A 24,618-nucleotide genomic window follows, 5' to 3' on the forward strand; every position below is an offset into this window, starting at 1 on the left:
GCGAGCGCGGCGATCGTCCGGGCCGTGGTGCCCGCGACACCGGTGCCCGCGGTTTCGACCGTCCCGCCCGTCGTGAGCGCGGTGATCGCCCCCGTCGTCCCGGCGACAACGGCGGCCGTGCCCCGCGTCGTCATCACGAGGCCGAGTAACAGATAAGCCTACGTTTACGAGAGTTTCTGCGCGCTAGTCGTATTTCAACTCTCATGCAAAGGAGTCCGTGCATATGCGCGGGCTCCTTTTGTCTTTCGAGATAAAAAATCTTGCGCGCATCGCAGTACGAAATAGCGAATTGTCAAATTTTCCGTTTGTGTAACTGATCGCGCGGCGGTCAATGCGCCAGAAAGCGTAATAGATGGTTGTCGAGCCAAGATAATGGACATCCATATCGCTTATTCTGACAATGGACATTGGCACATTGAATTCAATGGCCCAGTAATGCCATTATCGGCAATTATTTCTAGTAAACCGACGAGGTCATTGAGCAGGGCGGTCACACATCTGGCGAATTTGACAGCCAGGCGAGTGACAAGGGTCAAATCACCGTAGTTCGTCAGTCCTGTTTCCTCAATTGCTCGGCCAGGATTTCGAGTGCGTGGGCGTAGCCTGCCAGGCCCTCGCCGGACACGCGTGCAAAGCAGGCCATCCCTGCATACGATATCTGCCGGAACGCCTCGCGCTTCTCAACTGCTGAGATGTGGACCTCGACCGCCGGGATACCAACTGCCTTGAGCGCGTCGAGGATCGCGATGCTCGTATGGGTGAAGGCCGCCGGGTTGATAACGATGCCGTCCACCCTGCCATAAGCCTCTTGGATCCGGTCGACGATCGCGCCCTCGTGGTTGGACTGGAAGACCTCGATGCCGTCGAACCCGAGCTCATCAGCGCTATCCTGGCAGATCGACACAAGCGTCTCGTACGAGTCCGTGCCGTAGATCCCGGGCTCGCGAATGCCGAGCATATTGAGGTTCGGTCCGTTAATGACCAGCGCTTTCATGATGACTCCTTGAGGTCAGTCCGGCGATTCCCGTTAGGGGAGCATAGGCGGCAGCGCGTCGCGGACGGCCTTGGCCGTGTTCTCGGCACAGTCGCATGAGGCCACGATGAGATCGGCCCATTCGCGGTAGATCGGCATGCGCTGCTGCGCGAGCGCCTCGATGCCGTCGCGTGCGGTGATGGGGCGGTTCTTCTTGGAAAGCTCGTCAATGGGGCGGTCGAGCATGACGATGATCCCATTCTGGTGAATGAGCGGCCAGTTCTCCGCGCGCGTCACCACGCCCCCTCCGCAAGAAATGACGAGTCCCGAGCGAGCGGCAGTGCCGCGCAGGGCCTCGGTCTCGCGCTCCCTGAACGCCGCCTCGCCATGTTGGCAGATGTATTCGGCGCAGGTTGATTGCAGCTCGTCTTCGAGCACGTGGTCGATATCGATATGCTCGCGTCCCAAGAGGGCTGCCAGGCGTTCTCCTACTCGGGTCTTACCGCACCCGGGCATGCCAATGAGGACGATGTTTTGTTCCGTCGCGGAGAGGCGGGCGGTGACATCGAGGATGCGGTCCATGCCAATGACCTCGCCGGTGTAGCGCTCTACGGCTTGCGCCGCCTGTGCGACGAGCATGAGCAAGCCGCCGGCGTACGGGATACCGCGTGCCTCAGCCTGCATCATCAGGGCGGTGCGTGCGGGATTGTACACAATGTCCACGAGGCCCTCGAGCTGCGGGAGTACATCGAGTGAGCACGGGGCCGCCGGGCACTTGGGGAACATGCCGACGGGTGTGCAGTTGACGGCGAGCGCCGCATCTGCATAACGGTCGAGGTTTTCGTACGTGTTCTCGCCCGCGCGGCCGATCGAGACCGCCTCCATGCCCAGGTCGGCGAGGACCATCATCGCGGTCGAGCCTGCACCGCCCGCGCCTCCGAACACGACCGCCTTCTTGCCGGCGAGCTCCAGTCCGAGGGACTCCACAAGCACCTTGAAGCCGTAGTAATCCGTGTTGTCGCCGCGCAGGCGGCCGTCGGGCAGGCGCGTGATGGTGTTGATGTTGCCCATGCGCTGCGCAACATCGGACAGCTCGTCCATATAGGGTACGAGATCGCGCTTGTACGGGATGGTGACGTTCACGCCCTCCCACTCATCCGAACGGATGAACGCCTCGAGCTCATCGGGTTCACGCTCGAACTTGCGGTAGTCGAGCCCGGCGAGCTCCCGATAAATGACGGGTGTGTAGCTGTGACCCAAGACGCGTCCCAGCACGCCGTAGGGACGCGGGGAGTTTTGGGCCATGACGTGCTCCTGAGAGCGTTTGGTGAGGTCCATGAGCAAGCGGAAAAGCTTCTCTGCCTCATCTTCGAGCCCCTGGGGTGCGCGGCGACGCACGTCATCGATTTTGCGCTGCTCGCGCTCGGGGTCGAATATCGCGCGCCCCGTTTGGGACTTCACGCGGGCAACGTCCTTGGCCAGTGCCATCCTCATGCCGAACAGGTCGAGAATCTTGCCATCGACCTGATCGATCTGGCTTCGCAGTTCATCGAGGTTCATCGATATCTCCCTAGAGTATCCGTTGAGTGCCGGTTGAGGTGAGCATGGCGTCGAAAATTGCGCACGCGCAGGCGGCCTCGGCAACGGGGACGGCGCGCGGGGCGATGCACGGGTCGTGCCGTCCGCGGACGGTGAGTTTTGTGTCGCGATGTGCGTCGAGGTCGACGCTGTGCTGCGGCTTGCCGATCGACGGCGTTGGCTTGACCGCCATACGCCAGATGAGAGGCGTTCCGCAGGTGATGCCGCCGAGGATGCCACCGGCGTGATTGATGGCCATGTGCGGACGCCCGTCTTGCATGCAAAACGGGTCGTTATGCTCGCTCCCGCGCATGAGGGTCGCTCCAAACCCTTCGCCGAATTCGACGCCCTTCACGCCGGGGATGCCGAACGCGATGCGAGCGATACGGTTTTCCATGCCGTCGAACATGGGGTCGCCAAGGCCTGCGGGGACGTTGTATGCCACACATTCAATCACGGCACCCAGGCTGTCGAGCTCGGATTTTGCCTGGAGAATGGCCTCGTGCATGCGCCGTGCGGCCGAGGCGTCGATGCAGGGCAGCGGGTTTGCGGCTATGGCGTCAAGCTGCGCTTCGTCGAGCTCCATGGGGTTGAGCGCCTCGTCGGCAATGGGCTCGGTGCCGAGCTGCGCGATGTGCGCGGCGATTTTGATTCCCCTTGCCTCGAGGGCCTGAAGGGCGATCCCGCCCGCGATGCACAGCGGTGCGGTGAGGCGGCCCGAGAAGTGACCTCCGCCGGCCACGTCTCGATGCTCGCCGTACTTGATGATGGCGGTCCAATCGGCATGGCCCGGACGGGGGACGCGGCGGAGCTCGCTATAGTCGGAGCTTCGCATGTCGCGGTTACGGATGATCGCGGCGATGGGCGCGCCGTTCGTGTGACCCTCCGTGATACCGGCGATGATTTCGACCGCGTCCGCCTCTCGACGGGTGGTCGAGGTGTCCGAGCTGCCGGGTGCGCGCCTGTCGAGGAACGCTTGGAGACGGTCAAGGTCGATGGGGATGCCCGCGGGCAGCCCGTCGACCGAGCAGCCGATGGCGGGGGAGTGCGATTGCCCAAAGATGGAGACGCGTAGGCTGTCGCCGCACATGGAGGCCATCGTCGCCCCTTACTCGTCGATGAGCTCGACGTCGCCGCCGAGCAGTCGGTAGTGCTCGAAGAACAGCGGGTAGCTCTTGTTCACGGCCTCCGCCCCTTCGATCTCGACGGGGGAGGCGCAGCGCACGGCGGCGATGGCTGCCATCATGGCGATGCGATGGTCGTTGCGGCTGTTCACGCGTCCGCCGTCGAGCTGGTCGCGACCCTCGATCACGAGGGCGTCGCCGTCGACGCGCACGTTGGCGCCGAGCTTGCCGAGCTCCGTCGCAATCGCCTCGAGACGGTCGCATTCCTTGATGCGCAGGCGGGAGCATCCGGTAAAGCGCGTGGTTCCCTCGGCGCACGCTGCCACCGCGGCGAGGGCGGGGACGAGGTCGGGGATGTCGCGTACGTCGAGCTCGATACCGTGGATGTTGTCCGGGCGAACCGTCGCGGCTCGGGCGTTGCGCTGCCCCTTGGCGCCGAACAGCATGAGCGCGGCGCTGATGGCGCGATCGCCCTGGATTGAGGAGGGGGTCACGCCGCGGACGGTCACGGAGTGGCGGCCCAACGCGCCGGCGCTCAGCCAAAACGCTGCGTTGGACCAATCACCCTCGACGGCGATGGCGCCGGGGGTGCGATACCCCTGGCGCTCGATGGTGAAGACGGTGAGCGGCAGCCCGCCCGGCGTCGCGCCCTCCTCGATGCCGACCTTCACGCCGAACGCGTTGAGGACGGCCAGCGTGAGGCCGATATACGGGCGGCTTTCGACCTCACCGGTCACGGCTATCTGGGTGTCCCCATCAAGCAGGGGCGCGGCGAGCAATAGGCCCGAGATGTACTGCGAGCTCACGTTTCCGGGCAGTTCGAAGCGCCCGGCACGCATGCGCCCGGATGTGCGCAGGGGGAGTCCTGTGGCTCCCTGGAACGTGCAGCCCGCGGCCATGAGCTCATCGGTGAGCGGTGCGATGGGGCGCTCTCCGAGCCGCGGCGAGCCGACGAAGGTCGCATCGGCGCCGAGGGCGCAGGCGACCGGGAGCATGAATCGAAGCGTCGAGCCAGATTCGCCGCAGTCGAGGGTCGCGCCTGCCAGAGCACGCAAGATGCCGTGCTCGAGGCTTTTGAGCACGGGGTGGATCTCAAAGCCGCCATCGATGGGGTCGATCTTGGCGCCAATCGCGGTAAGGCAGCGGATCGTCGCGTCGATATCGGCGCACGTTGTGTCACAGGCGACGCGGGTCACGCCGTTGGCGAGGGCCGCCGCGATGATGATGCGATGCGCCATCGATTTGGACGAGATGGCCGGGACGGTGCCGGAGAGGGGCTTGGGGCTGATCTTGGCTAGCATGCATCCTCCTCGCCGTCGATCTCGGCGGACAGCGCCTGGGTGCAGGCAAGGCCCACCTCGAGGATGCGCCTGAACTCGTCGAGCGGGGTGGGTGCGAGGGACGCCGCCCCAATGCCGCGCGGGACGACGAGGTCGATGGTCGAGCCGGAGCGTTTCTTGTCGTGCAGCGCCTCGTCGAAGATCTTGTCGGGCGCCGCGTCAAAGGCGAGGGAGAGCCCATGCGCCTTGATGAGGCGGGCGAGGCGCATGGGCAGTTCCTCGGGGCAGAGCTCGGCGGTGACACTCGCGCTCGCAATGGCGACCATGCCGATGGCGACGCAGGTGCCGTGGCCGAGACGGTAGCCCTCGGCCGCCTCGACGGCGTGGCCGATGCTGTGACCGAAGTTCAGCAGCTTGCGGATGCCCGCCTCGCGCTCGTCCTGAACAACGACGGCACGCTTGATATCGACGTTGCGCGCGATGAGCCAGCAAACGCGTGCGAGGTCCTGCTTGAGCAGGTCGAGGGTGAGGGGCGTCTTCTCAAGCTCGGCGAACAGCTCGGCGTCTGCGATGAGGGCGTGCTTGATCACCTCGGCACAGCCATCGGCGAACTGCTCGTCGGAAAGGGTGCCCAGGCAACCGGCGTCGGCGATGACGGCGAGCGGCTGCCAGAAGGCGCCTGCGAGGTTCTTGCCGGCGAAAAGGTCGATGGCGGTCTTGCCGCCCACGGAGGAGTCGACCATCGCCAGCAAGGTGGTGGGCACCTGGATGTAGCCGATGCCGCGCATGTACGTCGCTGCGACAAAACCCGCGAGGTCGCCCACAACGCCGCCGCCCAGCGCGATGATCACGTCGTCGCGCGTGAGCTGCTCTTCGGCCGCGCGCTCGAGAAGCTCGGCATAGGTTGTTGGGTTCTTGCTCTGCTCGCCGGCCTCAAAGGTCGCAACGCCCACGGTCAGCCCGGCCTCTTTCAGCCCCTGCTCGACGGGCGCCAGGAACAGCGGGCCGACGTTCGAGTCGGTGATGATGAGTGCGCGCTGGGCCTGAGGGGCGACCGACTGCGTGATGGCGCCGACCTGCTCCAGAAGAAACGTGCCGATGTGCATCTGATAGGGATGTGCCGTATCGATGTCGAGCGTGTATGCCGAGGTTGCCATGATGCCGTCCTTTGCCGAGTGGTGGGTGTGTGTTGTTCGCGCGGCTATTCGCCGCGTGGGCTTGAGATTGCCGAGCGGATCGCGCGGATCTGCTCCATCGTTGTGTCGAATTCGTCGCACGTGAGGGCCTGCGGGCCGTCGGACCAGGCGTTCGCCGGGTCGTCGTGCACCTCGATCTCGAGTGCGTCGGCTCCCGCCGCGCAGGCTGCGAGTGCCATTGGTCCCACGTAGCGGGCGCAACCGGTCGCATGGGAGGGGTCCGCCGCGACCGGGAGATGGGTGAGGTGGTGCAGCGCCGGGATGGCGTTGAGGTCAAAGGTGTTGCGCGTGGCCGTCTCGAACGTGCGGATGCCGCGCTCGCACAGGATGACTTGCTCGTTGCCCTCGCTCATGATGTATTCGGCGGCCATGAGCAGCTCTTCGAGCGTGCTTGCCATGCCGCGCTTGAGTAGGACCGGGGTCTTTGTGCGGCCGACTTCCTTGAGAAGAGCGAAGTTCTGTGCGTTTCGCGCCCCGATCTGCATGACGTCGATGCCGCGATTCACGAACAGCTCCACGTCGCGTGTGTCCATGACCTCGCTCACAATCGGCATGCCCGTCTGGGCGCGCGCCTCGAGCAAGAGGTCGAGTCCGCGCTCTCCCATGCCCTGGTGGTCGTAGGGGGAGGTGCGGGGCTTGTACGCGCCGCCTCGCAGGAGTGTGGCGCCCGCCGCCTTGCAGCGCGCGGCAATGGTGAGCAGGTTGTCGCCCTCCACGGAGCAGGGGCCCGCGATGACCTGGAAGTGGCCGCCGCCGATCTTCACACCGCCGCCGAGGTCGATGACCGTGTCCTCGGGGTGCGAGGCGCGGTCGACCTTTCGCTGCGGCTTTGCCGCATGTGCGTGCGAGATCGCGATCATGGAGCCCCTTTCGTTTACGTTGCAAGTTGCGCCCGGCATAGCCGGACTGACTGACCCCAACGAGTGTACCCCACCGTCCCGACGGGGTTTGCGGCTCGTGTGTATTAGAGTAGAGACTACAGAACGGCGGTACCGAGCCTGGGGTTGCGTTTTTGAAAGATTGGCAAAGAGCATCAGTCCGTCCCCTCACTTGGGTATAATGCAATCCGTCGCGCGCCATTAGCTCAGTGGATTAGAGCGTCTGCCTCCGGAGCAGAAGGCCGTAGGTTCGAACCCTATATGGCGCACCATTCTAATTTTCCTCGAACCCGCTTGAAGTTAATTCGGGCGGGTTCGCCGTTTTCTTCGTCGTAATTCAGGGTCACGACCACGCTTTCGGGCATGAGCATCACCTGATAGACGAACGCCTTAAGAAGATTCCTGTCGTCAAGTTCCTCGCCGTACATGAGGAAGTCTGCGAAGCCCTCCGGGTCTACCTCCTCGGATTGAGCCGATTCGAGGTCTCTTAGTGCCCTCATCTTTTGCGCCTCAAGCTCCTGTATTCGCTCTTTCGTGCCGGGGACGATGATGCCCTGCTCCACTGCCGAGAGGAGGTTCTTAAGGCTTTTCTCGGCGTCTGAGAGTGACTTCTGCGCCCTTTCCTTTTCGATGTTCAGGGCCTTATGGGATTGAAGTCCGCACAGCGCCCTCGCGATCATCATGGCGGTGCTCCTGTCCGAGAGCATCGAGCGGAGAGCGTGCACGATCTCGCCCTCCAAGAGGTCGCGTCTGATGTTCTTCTGGCATTTGCCGGGGCATGAGTAGTACTCGTAGCGCACGCCCTTGTTCCCATAGCCGGATATGCCCTGCAGGCTTCTGCCGCACTCGCCGCACAGCGCCTTGCCCTTGAGGGCGTAGTCACCCCAGGATTCGTCGGCTCGGCATTTCCTCGACCTGACTTCCTGCGCTTCCATGAACGTCCCCCTGTCGATGATTTGCGGCATGCCACCTTCGATCCTGACGTCATCCCAAATGTACACGCCGGTGTACCGCTCGTCGGAGAGAATCTTCCTGGCGAGGTTGTAGTTGCAGGCTCCTCCAGTCGAGTTCTTCACCCCTCGCTCCGCGAGCATCGTGCCTATCTGGTTGACGGCGATCCCCCTCAGTCGCATCTTGTACGCCCACTTCACGTTCTCGGCGGCATCGGGGTCGATTTCGAAGCGCCCGTCCTCTGCGGTCCGGTACCCGTATATCCGTACACCGTTGGTCAGGCACTTGAGTGCGTTGCCGCCCATGCCGCGCTTCACCCTGATCGAGGTCTTTGCCGATTCGACGGCGGCCAGCCCCTCGTAGATCTTCTCTATGAGAATCTTTTCCGGGCCGTCGGGCAGCGCCTCCATGGCGCTCACGACCTCCACGCCGTGCTTGGCAAGTTCCTTCTTGTAGATCGGCGCGTCGTATTCGGAGCGCGAGAAACGGTCCATCATGTACACGAGGACGATGTCGCTCTCTCCGGCGTTGGCGATCATCTCCTGGAATTGCGGCCTGTCGTCCGAGCGCCCGGACATGGCGTAGTCGCTGTATTCCCTGACCACCTCGTAGCCCTCGCGGTCGCACCACTCGCGGCACACCCTCAGCTGGTCGTCGATTGACGCCTCGCGCTGCTTGGAGCACGAGAACCGGGCGTATATCACGGCCCTCTTAACATCTGCCATAATCAGATCACCCCATTTGATTCGGAGGCGCCATGGCCAAGAACGACATGTACGTTGTCATGTACCGGATAATCGCCTACCTGTACGATTGCATGAAGAGGGGCGTGGAGCCCGAGGACGCGATGTGGTCCAGCCATGCCATGGGCATCCCTGAGAGCTACTGGACGTCCATCGTCGAGCAGCTGGTGTCCCACGGGTACATCACCGGCGTCGGCATCGAGGAATACTTCGGAGGGGAGCGGATGGTGTCCATCTTCCGCCCCGAGGTGACAATGGAGGGGCTTGCCTTTGCCGAGGAGAACTCCATGATGGGGAAGGCCCGAAAGTTCCTCCAGGATGCGAAGGCTGCAATCCCGTTCATCTAGTGTCATAATCTGATTGCCCTCCTATGGGTATGAGCGCGGTAGGCCACGGCCCCGTGCTCCTTCTTTCGCCCCGCCCCCTGTCGCCTGCAAGCTAGTAGGGGAGCGGGGCTTGCTCATTCTCTATTTGCCTCCCGAGGACAATTTCCCCTTGGCCATCTTCTCGAAGTCGTTCTCATAGGAGGCGTCCTGGATGCGCTGGAACTCGGCGAAGCGCTCCTTCGCAATCTTGTCCGCAGTCTTCTTGTTGCGGTTGCCAAGCCCCTTCAGCACGTCGCGTCCGGTAAAGGTCAGGAAGTTGTCCAGTAGGGCCTCGCAGTCCGCCATGCTGGTGAGAAGCTTTCTCTCCGCGCGGTCCTCGGCGGTGTCGAGGAACATGTTGACGAGCCTGTTGAGTTCGCGTATCTCGTCCTCGGTCAGGTAGTTCTTCGCAACGGTGACGTCGCTGGAATGTATTCGGCCCTCGGGGCCTCCCTTCCACGATGTGAGCCCCATGTGAGGCTTGGCGGGGTCGGAGCGCCCTTGCACGATCTCCGCCGCCGTGTGCCCCGTCACGGCGTAATGGAGCTTGTTCTGCACGGTCGCGTAAAAGCGGTGGGCCACCTCGCTGTCGCGGTCGTAATCATAGGTGCATTCCTGGAAGATGTCCGTGATCTTCTGGTACACGCGCCTCTCGCTCGCGCGGATGTCGCGGATGCGCGCGAGCAGCTCGTCGAAGTAGTCCTTGCCGAATGGTCTGCCATTGGCGAGCATGTCGTCGTTTAACACGAAGCCCTTGGTAATGTATTCGCGTAGGGTCGCCGTTGCCCACTGGCGGAACCTCGTCGCACGGATGGAGTTCACGCGGTATCCCACGGCGATGATGACGTCTAGGTTGTAGTAAACGGGCGGCCTCCCCTGAGTTCTTCCGGAAATTCCGGAAGAAGCCGTTGAGCTGGCCTTATCAAGTTCGCCGCTCTCAAAGATATTGCCAAGGTGCTCCGAAACGGTTCTTACGTCGACCCCGAATAGCTCGGCCATGGCTTTTTGTGTCAGCCAGAACGTCTCGTTTGCGTATGAGACCTCGACGGGTACGTTGATTCCACCCGCTTGATATAGGATTATCTCCGCGCTGATCTGTTCCTCTGCCATCGCGTCTCTCCTTACGTCATCGTGTCGGTCGTTTGCTTCGGTTGATGTATCCTGACTTTGGTACGCCTCCGTGGACTCTAAGTGAGGTGGAGGCTGGTTGGGGGTCATTGCCTGAGGCGATAGCCCCCTTCCTTTTTTATCTAAGCCACCACCAATTTAGCGATGTGCTGAAGCTGGATACAACTCGGGTGCCCTTTTGCCTTGCATGGCTTTCCAGCGTCGATTTCACGCCATCGAATAGATCTGGCACCTCTCCCCTGAAATGCTCAAGTAGCGGCGTCGCGGTGATCTTGGCAATATCGCCGTCGATGTAGCGGGTTGAGACAAATTGGGTGATGAACTGAGCATCGCTGTAGCCGCTGAATCTCCAGTCGGTTCCATTGCAATATGCGCCGCCTTTGTCCAAGGCCGCGAGCATGAGCGCCTTGATATTGGCATCGAGTGCGTAGAAAGACATCTTCGCCTTTTCGAAGTCCTCTTCCAGCCTCTCCTGTTCGCGCTTTTCGAGATATTTTCGCTCCGAACGGCTCATCCCTTGAGAGCGGCCACGGGCGTACCAGCCGATGCAGATGCCGAATGCAAATGCGGTCGGTGGGAACCACAGGGGTAGGTAATTTGTAATCGCGCTAATGAAGCCGTCGAACTCCACTCCCGCCCATTGGAGGTACGCGAGGGCCGTTCCGGCTACAGTGCATGTTCCCGTAATCGCTGCACTAATCTTGCCTGCAAATCCATCCATTTATAAGCCTATCTAATCGCGGCCTGTCATTCCGAGCTCCGATTCCATTGCCTTAAATATCGCCGGGTCATGGTCAATCGCCTCCATCGCGGCGGTGGACAGCGTCCATCTCTTCTTGTCCGGGCCGATCGTGTCGCCCTCGACGTACCCCATGGCGCTTAGGTTGTAGAAGGCCTGCGCCATCTCCTCGTGTTCCCACTCGTCTACATCCCTGTGCCCGTGTTCGTGGAGATAGAGCAGCGCCGCCTTCTCCTTGAAATCCATGTTCCGGATAATCGCGGCGTTACGTTCGACCCGCGCCGTTTCGTAACGTCCGGCTTTCCGTACGGCGGCCACGTAGGTCACTCCGGCGCCGAAGATGGCCCCGAGCGCGAACATGACGAACGGCAGCCATGTCCTCATGGTGTCGTAGGCCGCCTGACCCACCATTTCCGGCGTGATGTTCATCCAGGCGAATATTCCCACTGCTGCGGACAGCGCGGTGAGAGCAGATGTGGTTGCTCCTAATGCAGATTTGACCTTTTCGAACATCGCCTATGCCTCCGCGCCGTCAGCACCAAAGATGTCGGAGCGTGCATCACGCCATAGCTCTACTTCATCTCTGTCGGGCATATAGGCTACAACCTGCGGGATTCCAACGTCATGCATTCCGACGATTTTGGTTTTAATCCGAAGCGTGTAACCCTTCAAAGCCATTTCGCGGAAAATGTCGTTAAACGTGCTGAAGGTTCCGTAGGGCTTCCCCTTATAGGCTAGGGCGATGGAGTCATCATCGTCTTCAAGCTTTTCTCCATATAGCAACCTCCCGACTTTGGCGGGATCGATAATCACGGTTGAGTAAAAAGTCTTCCCCTTTCGGAGTCCTGATAAAGGCGTTCCGTCGTAGGTGTAAACCTTATGCTTGACTTTGCCTGAAAACTCATGCTCCCGAGCTTTGAGTTTTTCAAGTTGAGTGGAAGCTGATGGGATCTTTTCAGCTAATACTTCTACTGCCGTGTTTGTGGCGTCAATTGCGAGCTTCCTAAGCAATCCCACGACGATCACTCTTTTCCAATCTGAATATTTCTGAACTCGTCAACGGTAAGGCCTAGTGCGTCAATGATTGCGCACGCCTTTGCCCATGTCGGTTCTTTAATCTTCCCATTGAGTAATTTGGAGATATACGGAGCGCCGACGCCGCTCAATTCCGCCAATTGCTTTGACTCCATATCGAGCTTTGCCATTGTCTGCCTAACGACATCTGCAAATGTCATATCGCGCCTCCTTACGTCTTGCACCCAAGATTTTATCGTTTCCAATAGGAAATTGCCAATAAGCAAAAATAGTTGTTGCCTAATTGCTAATACGCAACTACAGTAAGAGTTGCTAATTGGCAACTAAGGAGGTGAACGATGGACAAGATTGCAGAGAAGGTTGGGGCCTGGTTGTTGATCGCTGGTCATACGAAGCAGGTTCTGGCAGAAAAACTCGGCATGTCGGTTGGCACGCTGAACAACCGGTTGTCGGGTGAATTCGAATGGAGCTGGAGCGAGGTATGCCAGCTATCCGAAATCATCGGATGTCAATTGTCGGATTTTCGTTAGGGAGAGGAAGTGGCGTGATGAAAGAGAGCGTCAAGCCGCGCGTAAGCATCCGATGGCCGCTCATCGCGTGCCAGTTCAGCCTGCTCGCCATCCGCGAGATGCCCGGAGTGGGCCAGTCGGCAGACGACGCGCTCCTGCTCGCATTCATCTTCTTCGGCGGAGCCGTTGTTGGGGCGAATGTCTGCAGCGCAGCCTTTGGGCGCTGCACGCGGGGAAAGGTGGCCTAGCGATGGAGCTGGTCAGTTCATTTCTGGATCTGTGCGTGTCGTTGGCTTGCGTCTTCGCAATCGCCCTAGCCTACCAGGCCACCAAGGATATTGAACGCGTAGATAAGCGCATCGACGAGCTTTCCGGCGAGTTCGACAAAGTCGCAGACGGACGAGACGTAGGAGCCGATGACCGTTATGGCGAATAGGCGCGGATGCGTTTCGGCGAGTCCGGCGACGCGCTCGTACCACGCGCGCTTCGGCTCCCGATGCTTCGGCTTGTATGTCCGTCTCGTATTCATGCTGGCAATTTTCCGCAGCGCGTGAGATTGGAGGCCTTTTGGAAGATGACGACGAGGGCGAGAGCCCGCCATTCCTATTCGAGGACCGCTTGCAATTCATGCAAGACGTTCTATTCCCACTGTATTTCGAGCACGTGAGGGGAGGGAGAAGGAAGCGTGAACTGGACCACCGATGAGATCCGATACATGGAGGAGCACGCGGGGGAGGGCGCCGCGGCCATCGCAGAGCACCTTAACCGCACGGTCATATCTGTGAAAGTTCAGGCGAGCAGACAGGGGATATTCCTCACGCCAAGATGGCGGTGCCCGAATTGCGGATGCCTCACGGCCAAGCCCCTGAACGCCAAGACGGGCTGGTGCGCCAACTGCACCATGGAGGCCCGCAGGGAGCAGATCGCCAAGGACGTCCGCGAGCTTGAGGACGAGGTGGCCCGCAGGGAGCGCAACGAGCAGGCGCGGCAGGCCCTCTACTCGAAGAAGAGCAGGTTGCGCAAGAAACTGCGGGAAAACAGTCCAAATCAATGAAACTCGGATGAAACCCGCAGGTAAGACACCTAGTAGAAAGGAAAAAAGATGAGGCTGGCACAAAAACAGGGCACCCCCGATTACCACGTCACGGATGCCCCTGTCGGCCAGACGGCCAATGCGAATATACCACGGGAGCTTGTTTTCTGGCTAATCCTGCTGGCGGTTATGGCGTTGCTGTGCGCGTACGTGTGGCTCGTCATGGTCCCCGCGTCCGATGCGGCGGTCGCCGTGGCGCGCCACAACCTGATGATGGCCGGTGCCGTCAATGCGTAGCTTCGAGCCTCCCAGCAACCAGATGGCGCTCCCCGGCCTCGACCCGGTGGGCGAGGAGCGCATGAGGGACGCCCGCCGATGGGTCGCCACGCACCGCCGCGAGTTCGAGTGGTACAAGGCGCAGGCGCGCAGGGAATGCGCGAACACCCACGACCGCAAGGCGAGCCCGAACCGCTGCCTGTACGGCATGAGGATCACGTTCAGCGTGGTGCTTCCCAACCATCTGGCGCCTTACCTCGCCCGTATAGCGATGGAGGAAGACCCGGAGATTCGCATGAGGGTGGCGCGGAGCGACGCCGACCAGTACACGACGGCGGTGATCCGATGACGTGGGTTCACAAGCGCGTCGGGAGCGCCGTTCTGGAGCTGCACCCCGCCGAGATCGTCGGCAAGGGCCGCCCAAGGTTCACGCGCTCGGGCAGGACGTACACCCCTCGCAAGACCAAGCGCGCGGAACTCGCCATACGAGACGAGTTCCTGAGGGTGTCCGGGGACAGATGGGCGAAGTTCCGAGGCCCCGTTTCCGTGCACATCATCTACGGACGCGAGCTCGCCAAGAGCAACCCCAAGTTCTGGGCGGGGCGGGCGGATACAGGAAAGCCCGACCTCGACAACTGCGGGAAGTTGGTCCTTGACGCCCTCAACGGCATCGCCTTCATGGACGATTCGCAGGTCGTGAACATGACCATCGCGAAGAGCGCGAGGCGTCCCGGGGGCACCGGAAACCTACTCCAGATTGAAATCTCCTATTACAACGAGATCTACCGAAAGGAAGAGGAATGAAGTACTTCGAGAGCAACCACATGGCAAATGACGATTTCGACGATCTGCAGGTGAGGCTCCTCAAGGTGACGGCTGCGGTCGCGAGCAACCTGACCTACCACATGGTTCAGGACGACGCTTCCGAGCATTTCCACCAGGTCACGATGGTCAAGAGCGCTTACACGGCAATCCTGGTCCTTGAGGCCATCGCGAGCCAGTTCCCGGAGGACGTGCGCCGAGAGGCATATGAGGACGTGTCCGGGTTCAACCGGAAGATGCTCGCCAGGCAGGAGGCCTTCAAGAATGCCGTGGGCGCGATCGAGCTTGAGGTCGACGCCGACTCCGAGCTCGGCCGCCTCATCAAGCGAATCTTCGGGGAGTAGCCATGTTTGCTCAAGTTAAGGCCCTGTTCAAGCAGACGACCGTCAAGGGCGGGACGGCGAACCTGCAGATGGAGATCCTAACCGACGCCCCGGATGCGTTCGACCTCATCAAGATGAGCGGCCAGACCGTGTTCCTCAAGGTGACGCCGGAGCAGGAGACGTTCGGATTCGACAGCGAGACGGGCGAGATCATCCGTTAATTCTTCTGAAAGGAATCGCAATGCAAGCAGAAGTTATCGATGACGAGAGGCTGGAGGTCACCTACGTCCCAGTGCCCATCAGGGCGAACTTCGAGACCCTTGAGGCCCGAGTCCGCGCCATGGTGGCCGACTACGAGGGCGCGACCTACGACCTCACCTCCGAGGACGCCATCAAACAGGCGAAACGCGACCGAACGTACCTGAATGGAATCGTCAGGGAGATCGACGAGCGCCGCAAGGCGGTGAAGCGCGAGTACACGAAGCCCCTCTCCGCCTTCGAGGGGGAGTGCAAGCGAATCATCGGGATCGCAAAGGACGCCTCCGACGGCATCAAGGCGCAGCTCGATGCGGCCGAGGACGCCCGAAGGAAGCGCGCGTACAACGGCCTCGCGGCGTATTACGCGCAGATCGCCGACCTCCTGGCCCCGGTCGTTCCCTACGAGCGCATTCACGAGGACGCATGGCTTTTGAAGTCCTTCGGCGAGGTCAAGGCGAAGAACGCCCTCGAGGAGAAGGTGGGCAAGCTCGCCGCCGATTGGGGCACCCTGAAGGCCATGAAGCCGTCCATGCCGCATTACGAGACGGCCGAGCGTGAACTGTTCAGAACGCTCGATCTCGGCGCGGCAATCTCCGCCGCCGCCCGGGAGGACGCGGAGGACAGGCGCATCGCGGAGATGAAGGCCGCGATGGAGCAACCGGCCCCCGAGCCGGAGCAAGCCCCGCAGCCCGTTCCGGAGCAAGGCCCGGGCGATGGCCCGTCGTCGACCATGGAGACCCTTGAGAAGGAGCCACGCTACGGTTGGACGTTCCGGCTCCTCTCGGCGACGGTCGAGGAGGCGAACGCCGTGCGCCTTTTCTGCCATGAGAACGGCATCGGCGGCTCCCTCAAGCGCGAGGGGAGGGTGAGCTAGATGGCCGAGAGCAAGCCTATATTCGACCTTTTGGCAAAGGCTCAGTCCGAGATGACCAATCCGAAGATGCGCGGCGAGGGTCAGATCGGCAGCAGGAAGTACTCCTATGCAGAGCTCTCGGACGTGCTGAATGTCGTGCGCAAGGCCCTGAACGACAACGGGCTCTACCTCCTTCAGAAAACCGTTCGGGAGGATGACGGGACGCTATACATCAGCACCAACGTATGCCGTGGCGACGCGGTCGTTGAGCTTGACCGCGAATACTACTCCTACGAGACCGACCCGCAGAACTTCGGCAAGCGCGAGACGTATGCGCGCCGTTACTCGCTCAACAAGGCCTTCGGACTGGCTGGGGAAAACGACTCGGACGGAGATACAGGCCCCGTCAAAGAGCCGAAGAAATCCACCGGGCAGACCTTGGGAGGTACCAAGAAGCCCTCGAAGCGCCAGCAGATGCTGGCCAAGGTCGCCAAATACAAGGCCGTGTGCATCGAGCACGGCCTCACCAACGAGGAGCTTGACGGATACCTGGAGGCGCATTTCCAGACCGATGACCCCGCGAAGCTCACCGACGGGCAGCTGATCGAGTACGGGAAGCAGCTCGCCGAGACGGTCAAGAAGTACGAGGAGGAGCAATGAGCATCAACCGTGTGGCCGTGTCCGGCCATTTGACGCGCGACCCCGAGCTTCGCGCCACGACCGGCGGAACGCAAGTGCTTTCCTTCGGCATCGCGGTCAACGACCGCCGCAAGAACCCCCAATCGGGCGAGTGGGAGGACTACCCGAACTTCGTGGACTGCGCGATGTTCGGCACCCGTGCGGAGAAGATTCATCGCTACCTGTCGAAGGGCTGCAAGGTGGCTATCGAAGGCAAGCTCCGCTACAGCTCCTGGGAGCGCGACGGACAGCGCCGCAGCAAGCTCGAAGTCATCGTGGAGGAGATCGAGTTCCTTTCACGCCAGCAGGCCGCCGAGCCGGTGCCTGATGACGTTTTCGACGAAGACATCCCGTTCTAAGGAGCGAACATGCGTTACGACATCGGCGAGCTGATCGCCAAGGAGTTCCTTCTCAGCAAGGACTTGAAGAGCGTCGACATGACAGGCTACGAGTGCGACGAGGGGAAGGCCGACGCCATCTGCATCGACGAGTCTGGCTGCCACGTCCTCGTGAACGTCGAGACCCACCGCAAGCGCGGTGTCGAGGAACCCAAGCAGGTCTACAACGTTAAGCGCATGCGCCGCGTGCTCATGTGCTACCTGGCTGACCACCCCGAGGTGAAGGCCGCGCGCTATGACCACATCCTCACGACCATCTACACCGGCAACGGCGCCGAGGTCGCCTACACGCCCGGCCTCGCCTCCAAGGAGCGCTAGGCATGGAGGGGTGCACGGAACAAGAGTTCACGTGGTCTCCGAGGCTTACCAGGGCTTTAGAGCGCATACCGGAAGAGCGTCAGGCTGCGCTCTTCCGGGCGCTCGTCCGCTATGGCACCTACGGTATCGAGCCTGAGTTGGCTTGGCCGCTCGACGCCATATTCGAATCACTCAGAGACTGCATTGATGGCAAGAAAAAGCCGATGCGCGCTCGGAGGTCATCCGGTGCGGAGAGAAAGCCGCTGCCCCCGCGTATCAGATACGAGGTGCTTGAACGAGACGGCTACACGTGTCAGTACTGCGGCGCGAAAGCGCCAAGTGTCACGCTTCATGTCGACCATATCGTTCCGGTTGCCGAAGGCGGCACCGACGACCTGAGCAACCTCGTTGCTGCGTGTGAGTACTGCAACCTTGGCAAGAGCAGCTTGCCGACGTCGAGGTTTACGGGAGGTGAAAAGAATGGCTGAGGCGTTCACGGTGTTCGAGAAGTTCGGCGACGTGTGCGCCGAGCTCAATGAGCAGGATCGAAAGGAGCTTATCTACGCGATCAATATGTACGGAATGTTCGGCGAAGAGGTGGAGCTTCCCTACATGCTCAGAGCTCTGTTCATATCGCTCAAGGAGGATATAGACAACTCGAAGGCCATGCGGTTGCGTGGTTCTAAGGGAGGCCGTCCCAAAAGCAGGCCACAGGTTTCCGAAGCGGTGGAACAAGAGGTTTATGAACTCAAGAAACCAGTGGTTTCAGAATCGCGTGAACCACTGGTTTCCGATGATCAAGCGATATCGGAAAGCCAATCCAAACCAGACCAAACCAGTCCAGTCCAATCCAAACCAGAGGTGGTGAAGCGCAAGCGCTTCAAGCCGCCCACCCCGCAGGAGGCGGACGCATACGCGGCGGAGTGGTGCCGGGAGAACGGCTACGACCCTTCGGGGTTCACCGGTAGCAAGTTCGTCGACTTCTACGCCAGCAAGGGCTGGGTCGTCGGCAAGAGCCCGATGAAGGACTGGAAGGCGGCTGCGAGGAACTGGATCGTGAAGGACTGCAGGAAGGGGGCTCGGAATGAGTACAGCGATTTCTGATGCTCGCGCAGAGGCCATGGCCAAGATTCGGGCCTCGCAGCTTCGCTCCGCCGGGCTTGTCGGCGAGTACGCCCGTGCCGATTGCGAGCTCGGCCACAGGCTCTACGAGTTGGCCAAGGAAGGGGTCGGAGCGTACGTGCACGGGGAGTCCGGGCGAGGCAAGACCTACGCCGCGTCCTGCGCGGTGCGCATGTGGGTCGATTCCGGCGGGAAGGCGCGCCTCGTCTCGGCGCCCAGGCTCATGGAGGAGATCTACGCGGGCTTCGAGAGGGACGGCGACAAGCACGCGCTCGACAGGGCGTGCCGAATCCCGCTTCTCGCCCTGGATGACTTCGGCATGGAGAGGCCGACCGAGACCGCCATCGAGAAGCTCTCCATCCTGGTCGACGAGAGGGTCAAGGCCGGGCTGCCGACCATCTTCACCAGCAACATGCGAATTGGTGTGCTCTCGAACTCATGGGGCGAGGTCCCGGGCAAGCGCCTGGCGTCGAGGGTCATAGGCTCCTGCAGGATCGTGGAGCTAGAGGGCGAGGATTGGAGGGTCAAGTGCCGACCATGAGCCAGCTGAGGGGCCTGCCCCTCGAACGTGCAGAGCTGTTCGGCAAGCCCAGCATCGGCGCGCGCTACACCCATGGGGCGAGCTACGAGCGAACCGGGGAACGGTGCTGCATCTGCCATCGACCAGCCACCAACTGCCACCACGTCGCGCCGAGGAGGCTCGGCGAGCGGTTCTCCCTCGTGACCCCGGACAGGACGTGGCTGCTGCGAAGCCCGCTCTTCGCCCTGTGCGGCTCCGGCACCACGGGGTGCCACAACGGGTTCCACGGCGGCTCAGCGCTCACTGCCCGCTGGATGTGGGACGACCCGCAGTACGAGCGTTGGTGGTGGGACGGAATCCTCCTTGAGCAGTGGGGGCCTCACGCCGAGGAGCTTTACGGATTCGGCTTCTGGCGAATCGAAGACAAGAAACACGATCGGTTGATCGAGATCAGAGAGGGGAACTGAAATGGAATTCAACACCTGCGAGGAGTACGTGCTTGCCGAGCTGGAGAGCGCCCAGGAGGCCGCCTTCACTCTCAACGAGGAGGTCGAGCGCCTTGAGACCGAGAACCGGCTTCTCAGGGAGCGCCTTGAGGCGCAGCCCGACCCGGTACGGAAGACCATCTGCAACGCGGGGCGAGCGCGTATTTTCGACTCATGCACGAACATCTACAAGAGCGTTAAGGACGAGGAGACGTTCGTTCCATTCAAGGACTGGTGCCTGGAGTGCGTGCTCGGCTTCAATCTGCCCAAGGGAATCTCCAAGACGCAGTTCGTGGAGGAATTCGAGCCGGAGTTCCTTGAGGCCTACAACGAGCGCCTTGCCGAGGAATCGGAGGTTTAGCCATGGAGGGGCCTGAGATCATCGAGCGGTACCGGGTGGAGATCGATGAGTTGGAAGCGCGGCGCGACTTCTCCGGCGCGAACCGCAAGCGCATCGAGATGCACAAGGCCTTGCGGGCCGCGGGCGTCTCCGGCGACATCGGGATGAGCAGATACCAGCGCGAGAAGCACGCGCAGCGCTTGAAGCGCGCCGGTTGCAGCGCCGAGGAGATCGCCAAGGCCATGGAGGTCAGCGTCTCCGAGGTGCGGTCGCTCATCAAGGGGGCGTCGCGGTGATCGGCGTCATCCCCGGGCAGATGGCGCTCGACCTGTTCCCCGAGCCATCGAGGCCCGATGCCGCCGAGTCGTGCATCTCTCGCCTCGTGTCCATGGGGTGCGACGAGGAAAGGGTCGCCCCCATGGTGCGCGAGCTGTTCGGTAGGTTCGGCGCGCCCGAGGCTCGCGACCGCGCCAATTGCCTGGCGTACTTCTACGGCGCCAGGCCGATACCGAGGTTGAGGTCCTGCCCTCCGTCCGCCATCGGCCTGTTCGACGGCTCCATCGACTACCACGTCGTGTGGGACAGGTGCTGGGCGGCCCGCTGGGCTCCGCTGCGGGACGTGTTTGAGGTCCGTGAGTGGCGCTACAACTACCGGAGGCCCTACACGGGGGCGCCGGTGTTCATCTGGTACGTCGACAACAAGGGGCGCGAGGTAAAGCGCCCGTATGAGGAGGGTGCATGCGAAGGATAGCGGTGGTCTTGGCCATAGTTGCCTCTTTGACCGTACCTGCGGCCATCGCCTGCAAGATTTACGAGCTCGTGAAGCTGCTGGCGGCGGGTTTGCTGCTACTGGTGCTTATGAGCGGATTGGATTAGGGATGAAACGAAAGATTATCGCCTGCGCACTCGCGGTCGCCATGGCCGCGTCGACCATCGGCCTGACCGGATGCACGGAGAAGGACAGGGTCAGTTGGAACGTCTCCCAGGAGGCGAACAACTTCAACGCCGTGCGACGGTTGACGGTGATCAACACGCTGTCCGATAAGGTCCTCCTGCAGATGACGGGGACGTTTGCTATCCAAACCGATCCGGACACGAACGAACTGCAGGTCATCTGCGAGCTTGAGAACGGCGAGTACCAAAAGCACTTCGTCTACCTCAACAAGTTCACGACCTACACGGTGGAGGACATCTCGGGCAGCGATGTGGACAAGTACAGCTACGAGCTGAACTTCATGCCGGAGTTCCTGCCGGGCGTGAAGATCACGGCTAAGGAGTAATCGCATGGAGCTCAAGGAGTGCCCCTTCTGCGGGGGCAAGGCGCACGTGGCGGAGAACGTGAGCGTGTACGGGACCATGTTCGCCGCGTGCTGCGACGACGTCGAGGGATGCCCCGCCGGAACACCCGGCAATTGGTGGAAGTCCGAAGAGGAGGCCGCTGGCAAATGGAACACCCGGTCTGCCCAGGTGGCGCGGAACGGTGATTCCGAATGAGAGACCCCAATGAGGTCCTGCACGGCCCTTTCGACATCGAGACCCACAAGGACACCTTCGTCCATTACTTGGAGGTCTGCATCGAATCAGATGGAACCGTTCACTATGCGGTCCCTAGCCATCAGAGATGGCTGCTCGAGCGCTTCATGGACCGCGAGGGGATTGAGGCCGATCTGGAGGCCTGGGAGCGCATCCCTCCTTATGGAGTCACCGACTGGCTTTGCCGCGAAATTGGATGCATTGCGGTGTGGGAAGACCGGTTCTCTGGCGTGCCGAACGCCAAGCAGCGTGCCGCGCTGAGGCGGTTGAGGCTCGCCGGGCTTTACAAGGGATCGTGTTAGACGGGAGGAATGATGGCCGTAAACGAGAGCGTAAGAGCGGCTGGCATAGATCTTGCGCATATTGTCAGAGAAATTGCAAAAGACGAGGTGAGTGCGGAATTGCAGCGGTGCCCTGGAGGCTTGACCGAGAAGGAGCGCCGCATCCTCGACATGTGGCCCAGGTTCGAGGACGGCGAGCTCGTGATGCCTGGCGATAAGGTCCATTACGCCTCGGCGCACAATGACGAAACCGAGATAGAGGTCGAGTCAATCACGGCGATGGACGGCTATTTCGTGCTCTGCGATGACGAGTGCCGGTCGAACCAGTACGAACAGGGGCAGCGCGTCAAGCGCCCCGCACCCAAAGTCCTGGACGCCGACGGGGTGGAGATCAAGGTAGGCGACACGGTGTGGTACCGGAGCCTGTCTACCGGTGACCGCATGCGAAAGGCCACGGTGACCGGCTTCGGCGAGCACAGCCTGGACGGGCCGCTTGCGACGCTCAAAGACGAAGCGGGCGGAACTTGGCACATCGACCCGAAGAAGATCACCCACACCCGCCCGGACAGTTGGGAGCGGCTTGAGGAGGACGCGTGCAACAGCATCTGCGGGTACTTCGGAAAAGGGGTGAGCGAATGCGACGACTGCCCTGCCAATGCCATCGCGGCAAACTCCGACGAATTTGAGTGCTGCGAGCGCGCGGTGAAACTCGACATCGTCCGCCGCGCCAAGGCGCTCGCAAAGGTGGAGGTGGCCGAATGACACCGAGTATCGAGGAGCGCAGGCGGGTTTCGGACAAGCTCGCCGAGCTCGTCACGTCAACCAACGTGAACTGGCCCCAGCTGTTCGACGCGCTGGGGACGCCTGGCCGGGATGTGACGGTGCTCTACCTTGCCGGCCTCATCGACCCGTTCGCATGGAAGGTCACCGTCGCGGACAACGAGCGGCTTTTGGATAGATGCAGGGAGCTTGAGGCCGAGAACTCCCGTCTCAAGGCGGCTTTGGCAAAGGGGGTTGAGCGATGAGAATCCCGTTCTGGCTTCGACATCCGATCAGGTCCGTGCGGATGCGACTTATCCCGCCGTGCGCTCGATGCGCTCATAGGAGCTTTGATTTCGGGCACGTTCACTGTCGTTGCCCGGCTTACATCGAGCATATCGACAAGACAGAGTGCGTTTTCATCAGGTATGGAGACGCCATTGATGTGCGGGGTGGCAACTACTGCCGCTTCTCACCCAGGGAGGAGAAATGAGCTTCGGGTTGCGGGACGAGGACTGGGTCGAACCCGACCCGGAGCCGATCATCAAGTGCCGGGACTGCGAGTTCTGGGAGAGGTGCCCAAGCGGATGCGAATGGGGATGGTGCACCGACCACCGGTGCGAGTTCACGAGAGAGGACGATGAGTGCTGATGAGAAAACATGACTGGAGCACGATGAGGGGCGAGGTGACGGGCGCGTTCGGCTGCGTGACCGCAGCCCTCGTCTGCATCGCCATCGACGCGGGCCTTGTTGCCCTGATCGCATGGCTCATCCGGACGATTGCGGGGTAGCAGATGAGAATCAGCGAGCTTGAGGTAGTGGGAATCCCAATTGAGGAGCTAAAGCCCTACGACAACAACGCGAAGCTCCACACTCGGGAGCAGATAGATGCGGTCGAGGCATCCATCAAGGAGTTTGGCTTCAGGAACCCGGTCATAGCCTGGCACAACGAGGACGGCATCGCCGAGATCGTGGCCGGGCATGCGAGGACCACCGCAGCAAGGAACCTGGGGATGGAGGATGTCCCGTGCATCTTCGTGGACGACCTCACCGACGCGCAGCGCCGCGCCCTGACCCTGGCGGACAACAAAACCACCATGATGACCGGCTTCGACGAGGACATGTTGGCCTACGAGCTGGATGTCCTGGCGGACGAGTTCGACATGGCGGATTTCGGCTTCGCGGACTCCCTCGGAGATGCCATAGAGGACGTGGACGTGGAGGAGGACGAGGTACCGGAGGTCGTCGAGTGCAGGGCGAAGAGGGGCGAGATTTGGCAGCTCGGCGCGCACCGGATCATGTGCGGCGACTCAACCTGCCGTGAAGACGTTGAAAAACTCGGCGGGGGGGGGTTCTGCGACTTACTCCTGACAGACCCTCCCTATAACGTGGCCCTCGGGCAGCACATGCGGCCATCCGAGCTCAAGCAACTCCACCGCAGGACGGACGGCCTCGTGATCGAGAACGACTCCTGGGATGACGACGACGCCTTCGTCGCGTTCCTCAAATCCGCCTTCGACAACGCCATGGAGGTGCTGAACCCTGGCGCCGCCTTCTACATCTGGCATGCCGACAGCCAGCGCATGAACTTCTTGAGGGCCTGCGAGCTCTCCGGCATGACCGTGAGGGAATGCCTCGTCTGGGCAAAGAACACCTTCGCCCTGGGAAGGCAGGACTACCAATGGCGCCACGAGCCGTGCCTGTACGGCTGGAAGGACGGGGCCGCGCACAGCTGGTACTCGGACCGCAAGCAGAGCACCGTCCTGGAGTTCGACAAGCCATCCGTGAACGCCGAGCACCCGACCATGAAGCCCGTCGGCCTCATGGCCTACCTGATAAGGAACTCCACCAAGGAGGGCGACACCGTCCTCGATGTGTTCGGCGGCTCCGGCTCCACGCTCATGGCGTGCGAGGGCATGGGCCGCAGGTGCCTGTCCATGGAGCTTGACCCGCACTACTGCGACGTGATCATAACCCGATGGGAGAACGCCACGGGAAAGACCGCGATGAAGCTTGAATAGGGGATAGACCAGGGCGAACATGCGGCGCACGGTCACGACGGGCGGCGGGGTTCCGTTACCAGCGCGGTGTAGGGTGCACCGATTACCCGCCGTCCACCATGGCCGTGCGTCACCAGGGGC

General features: G+C 61.5%; 41 protein-coding genes and 1 tRNA gene. 29 read left to right on the forward strand and 13 right to left on the reverse strand.

Translation table 11 applies throughout. From position 1 onward, the window contains the following. Window positions 1–550: 550 nt before the first annotated feature. Genes aroQ through aroF form a run of 6 tightly spaced genes read right to left on the reverse strand, consistent with a single transcriptional unit; the run spans window position 551 to window position 7,011 of the window. Window positions 551–994: a type II 3-dehydroquinate dehydratase gene (gene aroQ / locus COLINT_RS01450; protein WP_006722535.1), complete on the reverse strand. Its 444-nt coding sequence runs from the start codon at window positions 992–994 to the stop codon at window positions 551–553. A gap of 33 nt (window positions 995–1,027) precedes the next feature. Further along, window positions 1,028–2,533 (reverse strand): shikimate kinase, encoded by a 1,506-nt coding sequence (locus tag COLINT_RS01455; protein WP_006722537.1) that lies wholly within the window; start codon window positions 2,531–2,533, stop codon window positions 1,028–1,030. A 10-nt stretch (window positions 2,534–2,543) separates the two neighbouring features. Next, window positions 2,544–3,650 (reverse strand): chorismate synthase, encoded by a 1,107-nt coding sequence (aroC, locus tag COLINT_RS01460; RefSeq protein WP_006722538.1) that lies wholly within the window; start codon window positions 3,648–3,650, stop codon window positions 2,544–2,546. Window positions 3,651–3,659: 9 nt separating this feature from the next. Next, window positions 3,660–4,976, reverse strand: coding sequence for a 3-phosphoshikimate 1-carboxyvinyltransferase (gene aroA / locus COLINT_RS01465; protein WP_006722539.1), 1,317 nt, complete (start codon window positions 4,974–4,976; stop codon window positions 3,660–3,662). After that, window positions 4,970–6,112 carry a 3-dehydroquinate synthase gene (aroB, locus tag COLINT_RS01470; RefSeq protein WP_006722540.1) on the reverse strand — a complete coding sequence of 381 codons (1,143 nt, stop codon included), beginning with the start codon at window positions 6,110–6,112 and terminating at the stop codon, window positions 4,970–4,972. The genes aroA and aroB overlap by 7 nt, the downstream gene beginning before the upstream one ends. Window positions 6,113–6,156: 44 nt before the next feature. Continuing rightward, window positions 6,157–7,011 carry a 3-deoxy-7-phosphoheptulonate synthase gene (gene aroF, locus COLINT_RS01475; protein WP_006722541.1) on the reverse strand — a complete coding sequence of 285 codons (855 nt, stop codon included), beginning with the start codon at window positions 7,009–7,011 and terminating at the stop codon, window positions 6,157–6,159. Between the two features lie 213 nt (window positions 7,012–7,224). Between aroF and COLINT_RS01480 the strand changes: the two genes are divergently transcribed. Beyond that, window positions 7,225–7,301, forward strand: a tRNA-Arg gene (locus COLINT_RS01480). On the opposite strand, the gene COLINT_RS08235 is transcribed toward COLINT_RS01480, so the two are convergent. Then, window positions 7,287–8,705, reverse strand: coding sequence for a recombinase family protein (locus COLINT_RS08235; protein WP_006722542.1), 1,419 nt, complete (start codon window positions 8,703–8,705; stop codon window positions 7,287–7,289). The genes COLINT_RS01480 and COLINT_RS08235 overlap by 15 nt on opposite strands. Before the next feature lie 32 nt (window positions 8,706–8,737). Between COLINT_RS08235 and COLINT_RS01485 the strand changes: the two genes are divergently transcribed. After that, window positions 8,738–9,070, forward strand: coding sequence for a YjcQ family protein (locus COLINT_RS01485; protein ID WP_006722543.1), 333 nt, complete (start codon window positions 8,738–8,740; stop codon window positions 9,068–9,070). Between the two features lie 120 nt (window positions 9,071–9,190). On the opposite strand, the gene COLINT_RS01490 is transcribed toward COLINT_RS01485, so the two are convergent. The 5 genes from COLINT_RS01490 to COLINT_RS01510 all read right to left on the reverse strand — a co-directional run bounded on the left by COLINT_RS01490 (window position 9,191) and on the right by COLINT_RS01510 (window position 12,190). After that, the gene (locus COLINT_RS01490) at window positions 9,191–10,198 is read right to left on the reverse strand and encodes a virulence RhuM family protein (protein WP_006722544.1); all 1,008 of its coding nucleotides are present in this window, start codon (window positions 10,196–10,198) and stop codon (window positions 9,191–9,193) included. Between the two features lie 136 nt (window positions 10,199–10,334). Continuing rightward, window positions 10,335–10,847: a hypothetical protein gene (locus COLINT_RS01495; protein ID WP_039910237.1), complete on the reverse strand. Its 513-nt coding sequence runs from the start codon at window positions 10,845–10,847 to the stop codon at window positions 10,335–10,337. A gap of 102 nt (window positions 10,848–10,949) precedes the next feature. Beyond that, window positions 10,950–11,468 (reverse strand): hypothetical protein, encoded by a 519-nt coding sequence (locus COLINT_RS01500; RefSeq protein WP_006722546.1) that lies wholly within the window; start codon window positions 11,466–11,468, stop codon window positions 10,950–10,952. Between the two features lie 3 nt (window positions 11,469–11,471). Next, window positions 11,472–11,981: a hypothetical protein gene (locus COLINT_RS01505; protein ID WP_006722547.1), complete on the reverse strand. Its 510-nt coding sequence runs from the start codon at window positions 11,979–11,981 to the stop codon at window positions 11,472–11,474. Next, on the reverse strand, window positions 11,978–12,190 hold the full coding sequence (locus tag COLINT_RS01510; protein WP_006722548.1) for a helix-turn-helix domain-containing protein: 213 nt from the start codon (window positions 12,188–12,190) through the stop codon (window positions 11,978–11,980). The genes COLINT_RS01505 and COLINT_RS01510 overlap by 4 nt, the downstream gene beginning before the upstream one ends. Before the next feature lie 138 nt (window positions 12,191–12,328). Here COLINT_RS01510 and COLINT_RS01515 point away from each other — a divergent pair, with 138 nt between their 5' ends. After that, window positions 12,329–12,520, forward strand: coding sequence for a helix-turn-helix domain-containing protein (locus COLINT_RS01515; RefSeq protein ID WP_006722549.1), 192 nt, complete (start codon window positions 12,329–12,331; stop codon window positions 12,518–12,520). 17 nt (window positions 12,521–12,537) lie between these two features. Beyond that, the gene (locus COLINT_RS01520) at window positions 12,538–12,747 is read left to right on the forward strand and encodes a hypothetical protein (RefSeq protein WP_006722550.1); all 210 of its coding nucleotides are present in this window, start codon (window positions 12,538–12,540) and stop codon (window positions 12,745–12,747) included. A 65-nt stretch (window positions 12,748–12,812) separates the two neighbouring features. Here COLINT_RS01520 and COLINT_RS08445 read toward each other — a convergent pair whose 3' ends face one another. Then, window positions 12,813–13,028, reverse strand: coding sequence for a hypothetical protein (locus COLINT_RS08445; protein WP_006722551.1), 216 nt, complete (start codon window positions 13,026–13,028; stop codon window positions 12,813–12,815). Between the two features lie 156 nt (window positions 13,029–13,184). Here COLINT_RS08445 and COLINT_RS01530 point away from each other — a divergent pair, with 156 nt between their 5' ends. The 25 genes from COLINT_RS01530 (at window position 13,185) to COLINT_RS01645 (ending at window position 24,498) form a co-directional block, all read left to right on the forward strand. Then, window positions 13,185–13,553 (forward strand): hypothetical protein, encoded by a 369-nt coding sequence (locus COLINT_RS01530; RefSeq protein ID WP_156780292.1) that lies wholly within the window; start codon window positions 13,185–13,187, stop codon window positions 13,551–13,553. 48 nt (window positions 13,554–13,601) lie between these two features. Next, window positions 13,602–13,829 (forward strand): hypothetical protein, encoded by a 228-nt coding sequence (locus tag COLINT_RS01535; RefSeq protein ID WP_006722554.1) that lies wholly within the window; start codon window positions 13,602–13,604, stop codon window positions 13,827–13,829. 22 nt (window positions 13,830–13,851) lie between these two features. Beyond that, entirely contained in the window at window positions 13,852–14,157 is a 306-nt protein-coding gene (locus COLINT_RS08570; protein WP_211203976.1) for a hypothetical protein, read from the forward strand. Next, window positions 14,154–14,612 carry a RusA family crossover junction endodeoxyribonuclease gene (locus tag COLINT_RS01545; protein ID WP_006722556.1) on the forward strand — a complete coding sequence of 153 codons (459 nt, stop codon included), beginning with the start codon at window positions 14,154–14,156 and terminating at the stop codon, window positions 14,610–14,612. Before COLINT_RS08570 ends, COLINT_RS01545 begins: the two co-directional genes overlap by 4 nt. Beyond that, window positions 14,609–14,974 (forward strand): hypothetical protein, encoded by a 366-nt coding sequence (locus tag COLINT_RS01550; protein ID WP_006722557.1) that lies wholly within the window; start codon window positions 14,609–14,611, stop codon window positions 14,972–14,974. Before COLINT_RS01545 ends, COLINT_RS01550 begins: the two co-directional genes overlap by 4 nt. 2 nt (window positions 14,975–14,976) lie before the next feature. Next, the gene (locus COLINT_RS01555; protein WP_006722558.1) at window positions 14,977–15,174 is read left to right on the forward strand and encodes a hypothetical protein; all 198 of its coding nucleotides are present in this window, start codon (window positions 14,977–14,979) and stop codon (window positions 15,172–15,174) included. Between the two features lie 20 nt (window positions 15,175–15,194). Beyond that, the gene (locus COLINT_RS08080; RefSeq protein WP_006722559.1) at window positions 15,195–16,085 is read left to right on the forward strand and encodes a DUF1351 domain-containing protein; all 891 of its coding nucleotides are present in this window, start codon (window positions 15,195–15,197) and stop codon (window positions 16,083–16,085) included. After that, window positions 16,086–16,724: an ERF family protein gene (locus COLINT_RS01570; RefSeq protein ID WP_006722560.1), complete on the forward strand. Its 639-nt coding sequence runs from the start codon at window positions 16,086–16,088 to the stop codon at window positions 16,722–16,724. Next, window positions 16,721–17,101, forward strand: a complete 381-nt coding sequence (locus COLINT_RS01575) for a single-stranded DNA-binding protein (protein ID WP_006722561.1) — start codon at window positions 16,721–16,723, stop codon at window positions 17,099–17,101. The genes COLINT_RS01570 and COLINT_RS01575 overlap by 4 nt, the downstream gene beginning before the upstream one ends. A gap of 9 nt (window positions 17,102–17,110) precedes the next feature. Continuing rightward, window positions 17,111–17,458, forward strand: a complete 348-nt coding sequence (locus tag COLINT_RS01580; protein ID WP_006722562.1) for a hypothetical protein — start codon at window positions 17,111–17,113, stop codon at window positions 17,456–17,458. A gap of 2 nt (window positions 17,459–17,460) precedes the next feature. After that, complete coding sequence (locus COLINT_RS08695; RefSeq protein WP_006722563.1) at window positions 17,461–17,925, forward strand: HNH endonuclease; 465 nt, start codon at window positions 17,461–17,463, stop codon at window positions 17,923–17,925. Then, window positions 17,918–18,541 carry a DUF6291 domain-containing protein gene (locus COLINT_RS01590; protein WP_006722564.1) on the forward strand — a complete coding sequence of 208 codons (624 nt, stop codon included), beginning with the start codon at window positions 17,918–17,920 and terminating at the stop codon, window positions 18,539–18,541. Before COLINT_RS08695 ends, COLINT_RS01590 begins: the two co-directional genes overlap by 8 nt. Further along, on the forward strand, window positions 18,522–19,100 hold the full coding sequence (locus COLINT_RS08085) for an ATP-binding protein (protein WP_050750529.1): 579 nt from the start codon (window positions 18,522–18,524) through the stop codon (window positions 19,098–19,100). Before COLINT_RS01590 ends, COLINT_RS08085 begins: the two co-directional genes overlap by 20 nt. Then, window positions 19,097–19,546, forward strand: a complete 450-nt coding sequence (locus tag COLINT_RS08090) for a hypothetical protein (RefSeq protein ID WP_006722566.1) — start codon at window positions 19,097–19,099, stop codon at window positions 19,544–19,546. Before COLINT_RS08085 ends, COLINT_RS08090 begins: the two co-directional genes overlap by 4 nt. 1 nt (window position 19,547) lies before the next feature. Further along, window positions 19,548–19,925: a hypothetical protein gene (locus COLINT_RS01605; RefSeq protein ID WP_006722567.1), complete on the forward strand. Its 378-nt coding sequence runs from the start codon at window positions 19,548–19,550 to the stop codon at window positions 19,923–19,925. A gap of 2 nt (window positions 19,926–19,927) precedes the next feature. After that, window positions 19,928–20,200, forward strand: a complete 273-nt coding sequence (locus tag COLINT_RS01610; RefSeq protein WP_006722568.1) for a hypothetical protein — start codon at window positions 19,928–19,930, stop codon at window positions 20,198–20,200. Beyond that, the gene (locus COLINT_RS01615) at window positions 20,197–20,655 is read left to right on the forward strand and encodes a hypothetical protein (protein ID WP_006722569.1); all 459 of its coding nucleotides are present in this window, start codon (window positions 20,197–20,199) and stop codon (window positions 20,653–20,655) included. Before COLINT_RS01610 ends, COLINT_RS01615 begins: the two co-directional genes overlap by 4 nt. Further along, complete coding sequence (locus COLINT_RS08450; protein WP_006722570.1) at window positions 20,643–20,780, forward strand: hypothetical protein; 138 nt, start codon at window positions 20,643–20,645, stop codon at window positions 20,778–20,780. Before COLINT_RS01615 ends, COLINT_RS08450 begins: the two co-directional genes overlap by 13 nt. 2 nt (window positions 20,781–20,782) lie before the next feature. Next, window positions 20,783–21,184, forward strand: a complete 402-nt coding sequence (locus COLINT_RS01620) for a beta-sandwich lipoprotein (RefSeq protein WP_006722571.1) — start codon at window positions 20,783–20,785, stop codon at window positions 21,182–21,184. 4 nt (window positions 21,185–21,188) lie between these two features. After that, window positions 21,189–21,398: a Lar family restriction alleviation protein gene (locus COLINT_RS01625; protein WP_006722572.1), complete on the forward strand. Its 210-nt coding sequence runs from the start codon at window positions 21,189–21,191 to the stop codon at window positions 21,396–21,398. Continuing rightward, window positions 21,395–21,739 carry a hypothetical protein gene (locus tag COLINT_RS01630; RefSeq protein ID WP_006722573.1) on the forward strand — a complete coding sequence of 115 codons (345 nt, stop codon included), beginning with the start codon at window positions 21,395–21,397 and terminating at the stop codon, window positions 21,737–21,739. Before COLINT_RS01625 ends, COLINT_RS01630 begins: the two co-directional genes overlap by 4 nt. A gap of 120 nt (window positions 21,740–21,859) precedes the next feature. Then, on the forward strand, window positions 21,860–22,480 hold the full coding sequence (locus tag COLINT_RS01635) for a hypothetical protein (RefSeq protein WP_211203977.1): 621 nt from the start codon (window positions 21,860–21,862) through the stop codon (window positions 22,478–22,480). Then, window positions 22,477–22,743: a hypothetical protein gene (locus COLINT_RS01640; RefSeq protein WP_006722575.1), complete on the forward strand. Its 267-nt coding sequence runs from the start codon at window positions 22,477–22,479 to the stop codon at window positions 22,741–22,743. Before COLINT_RS01635 ends, COLINT_RS01640 begins: the two co-directional genes overlap by 4 nt. Window positions 22,744–23,127: 384 nt before the next feature. Further along, complete coding sequence (locus COLINT_RS08455; RefSeq protein ID WP_006722578.1) at window positions 23,128–23,268, forward strand: hypothetical protein; 141 nt, start codon at window positions 23,128–23,130, stop codon at window positions 23,266–23,268. Window positions 23,269–23,295: 27 nt separating this feature from the next. Beyond that, window positions 23,296–24,498 carry a site-specific DNA-methyltransferase gene (locus COLINT_RS01645; protein WP_211203978.1) on the forward strand — a complete coding sequence of 401 codons (1,203 nt, stop codon included), beginning with the start codon at window positions 23,296–23,298 and terminating at the stop codon, window positions 24,496–24,498. Window positions 24,499–24,618 lie beyond the last annotated feature (120 nt).

It is taken from the genome of Collinsella intestinalis DSM 13280, assembly GCF_000156175.1.
Classification (GTDB): Bacteria; Actinomycetota; Coriobacteriia; order Coriobacteriales; family Coriobacteriaceae; genus Collinsella; species Collinsella intestinalis.

Bases quoted from the DNA above. Each gene is read 5' to 3' on its own strand.
- aroQ (WP_006722535.1), bottom strand. From the start codon at position 994: ATGAAAGCGCTGGTCATTAACGGACCGAACCTCAATATGCTCGGCATT.
- COLINT_RS01455 (WP_006722537.1), bottom strand. From the start codon at position 2,533: ATGAACCTCGATGAACTGCGAAGCCAGATCGATCAGGTCGATGGCAAG.
- aroC (WP_006722538.1), bottom strand. From the start codon at position 3,650: ATGGCCTCCATGTGCGGCGACAGCCTACGCGTCTCCATCTTTGGGCAA.
- aroA (WP_006722539.1), bottom strand. From the start codon at position 4,976: ATGCTAGCCAAGATCAGCCCCAAGCCCCTCTCCGGCACCGTCCCGGCC.
- aroB (WP_006722540.1), bottom strand. From the start codon at position 6,112: ATGGCAACCTCGGCATACACGCTCGACATCGATACGGCACATCCCTAT.
- aroF (WP_006722541.1), bottom strand. From the start codon at position 7,011: ATGATCGCGATCTCGCACGCACATGCGGCAAAGCCGCAGCGAAAGGTC.
- COLINT_RS08235 (WP_006722542.1), bottom strand. From the start codon at position 8,705: ATGGCAGATGTTAAGAGGGCCGTGATATACGCCCGGTTCTCGTGCTCC.
- COLINT_RS01485 (WP_006722543.1), top strand. From the start codon at position 8,738: ATGGCCAAGAACGACATGTACGTTGTCATGTACCGGATAATCGCCTAC.
- COLINT_RS01490 (WP_006722544.1), bottom strand. From the start codon at position 10,198: ATGGCAGAGGAACAGATCAGCGCGGAGATAATCCTATATCAAGCGGGT.
- COLINT_RS01500 (WP_006722546.1), bottom strand. From the start codon at position 11,468: ATGTTCGAAAAGGTCAAATCTGCATTAGGAGCAACCACATCTGCTCTC.
- COLINT_RS01510 (WP_006722548.1), bottom strand. From the start codon at position 12,190: ATGACATTTGCAGATGTCGTTAGGCAGACAATGGCAAAGCTCGATATG.
- COLINT_RS01515 (WP_006722549.1), top strand. From the start codon at position 12,329: ATGGACAAGATTGCAGAGAAGGTTGGGGCCTGGTTGTTGATCGCTGGT.
- COLINT_RS01520 (WP_006722550.1), top strand. From the start codon at position 12,538: ATGAAAGAGAGCGTCAAGCCGCGCGTAAGCATCCGATGGCCGCTCATC.
- COLINT_RS08445 (WP_006722551.1), bottom strand. From the start codon at position 13,028: ATGAATACGAGACGGACATACAAGCCGAAGCATCGGGAGCCGAAGCGC.
- COLINT_RS01535 (WP_006722554.1), top strand. From the start codon at position 13,602: ATGAGGCTGGCACAAAAACAGGGCACCCCCGATTACCACGTCACGGAT.
- COLINT_RS08570 (WP_211203976.1), top strand. From the start codon at position 13,852: ATGGCGCTCCCCGGCCTCGACCCGGTGGGCGAGGAGCGCATGAGGGAC.
- COLINT_RS01545 (WP_006722556.1), top strand. From the start codon at position 14,154: ATGACGTGGGTTCACAAGCGCGTCGGGAGCGCCGTTCTGGAGCTGCAC.
- COLINT_RS01550 (WP_006722557.1), top strand. From the start codon at position 14,609: ATGAAGTACTTCGAGAGCAACCACATGGCAAATGACGATTTCGACGAT.
- COLINT_RS01555 (WP_006722558.1), top strand. From the start codon at position 14,977: ATGTTTGCTCAAGTTAAGGCCCTGTTCAAGCAGACGACCGTCAAGGGC.
- COLINT_RS08080 (WP_006722559.1), top strand. From the start codon at position 15,195: ATGCAAGCAGAAGTTATCGATGACGAGAGGCTGGAGGTCACCTACGTC.
- COLINT_RS01570 (WP_006722560.1), top strand. From the start codon at position 16,086: ATGGCCGAGAGCAAGCCTATATTCGACCTTTTGGCAAAGGCTCAGTCC.
- COLINT_RS01575 (WP_006722561.1), top strand. From the start codon at position 16,721: ATGAGCATCAACCGTGTGGCCGTGTCCGGCCATTTGACGCGCGACCCC.
- COLINT_RS01580 (WP_006722562.1), top strand. From the start codon at position 17,111: ATGCGTTACGACATCGGCGAGCTGATCGCCAAGGAGTTCCTTCTCAGC.
- COLINT_RS08695 (WP_006722563.1), top strand. From the start codon at position 17,461: ATGGAGGGGTGCACGGAACAAGAGTTCACGTGGTCTCCGAGGCTTACC.
- COLINT_RS01590 (WP_006722564.1), top strand. From the start codon at position 17,918: ATGGCTGAGGCGTTCACGGTGTTCGAGAAGTTCGGCGACGTGTGCGCC.
- COLINT_RS08085 (WP_050750529.1), top strand. From the start codon at position 18,522: ATGAGTACAGCGATTTCTGATGCTCGCGCAGAGGCCATGGCCAAGATT.
- COLINT_RS08090 (WP_006722566.1), top strand. From the start codon at position 19,097: ATGAGCCAGCTGAGGGGCCTGCCCCTCGAACGTGCAGAGCTGTTCGGC.
- COLINT_RS01605 (WP_006722567.1), top strand. From the start codon at position 19,548: ATGGAATTCAACACCTGCGAGGAGTACGTGCTTGCCGAGCTGGAGAGC.
- COLINT_RS01610 (WP_006722568.1), top strand. From the start codon at position 19,928: ATGGAGGGGCCTGAGATCATCGAGCGGTACCGGGTGGAGATCGATGAG.
- COLINT_RS08450 (WP_006722570.1), top strand. From the start codon at position 20,643: ATGCGAAGGATAGCGGTGGTCTTGGCCATAGTTGCCTCTTTGACCGTA.
- COLINT_RS01620 (WP_006722571.1), top strand. From the start codon at position 20,783: ATGAAACGAAAGATTATCGCCTGCGCACTCGCGGTCGCCATGGCCGCG.
- COLINT_RS01625 (WP_006722572.1), top strand. From the start codon at position 21,189: ATGGAGCTCAAGGAGTGCCCCTTCTGCGGGGGCAAGGCGCACGTGGCG.
- COLINT_RS01630 (WP_006722573.1), top strand. From the start codon at position 21,395: ATGAGAGACCCCAATGAGGTCCTGCACGGCCCTTTCGACATCGAGACC.
- COLINT_RS01640 (WP_006722575.1), top strand. From the start codon at position 22,477: ATGACACCGAGTATCGAGGAGCGCAGGCGGGTTTCGGACAAGCTCGCC.
- COLINT_RS08455 (WP_006722578.1), top strand. From the start codon at position 23,128: ATGAGAAAACATGACTGGAGCACGATGAGGGGCGAGGTGACGGGCGCG.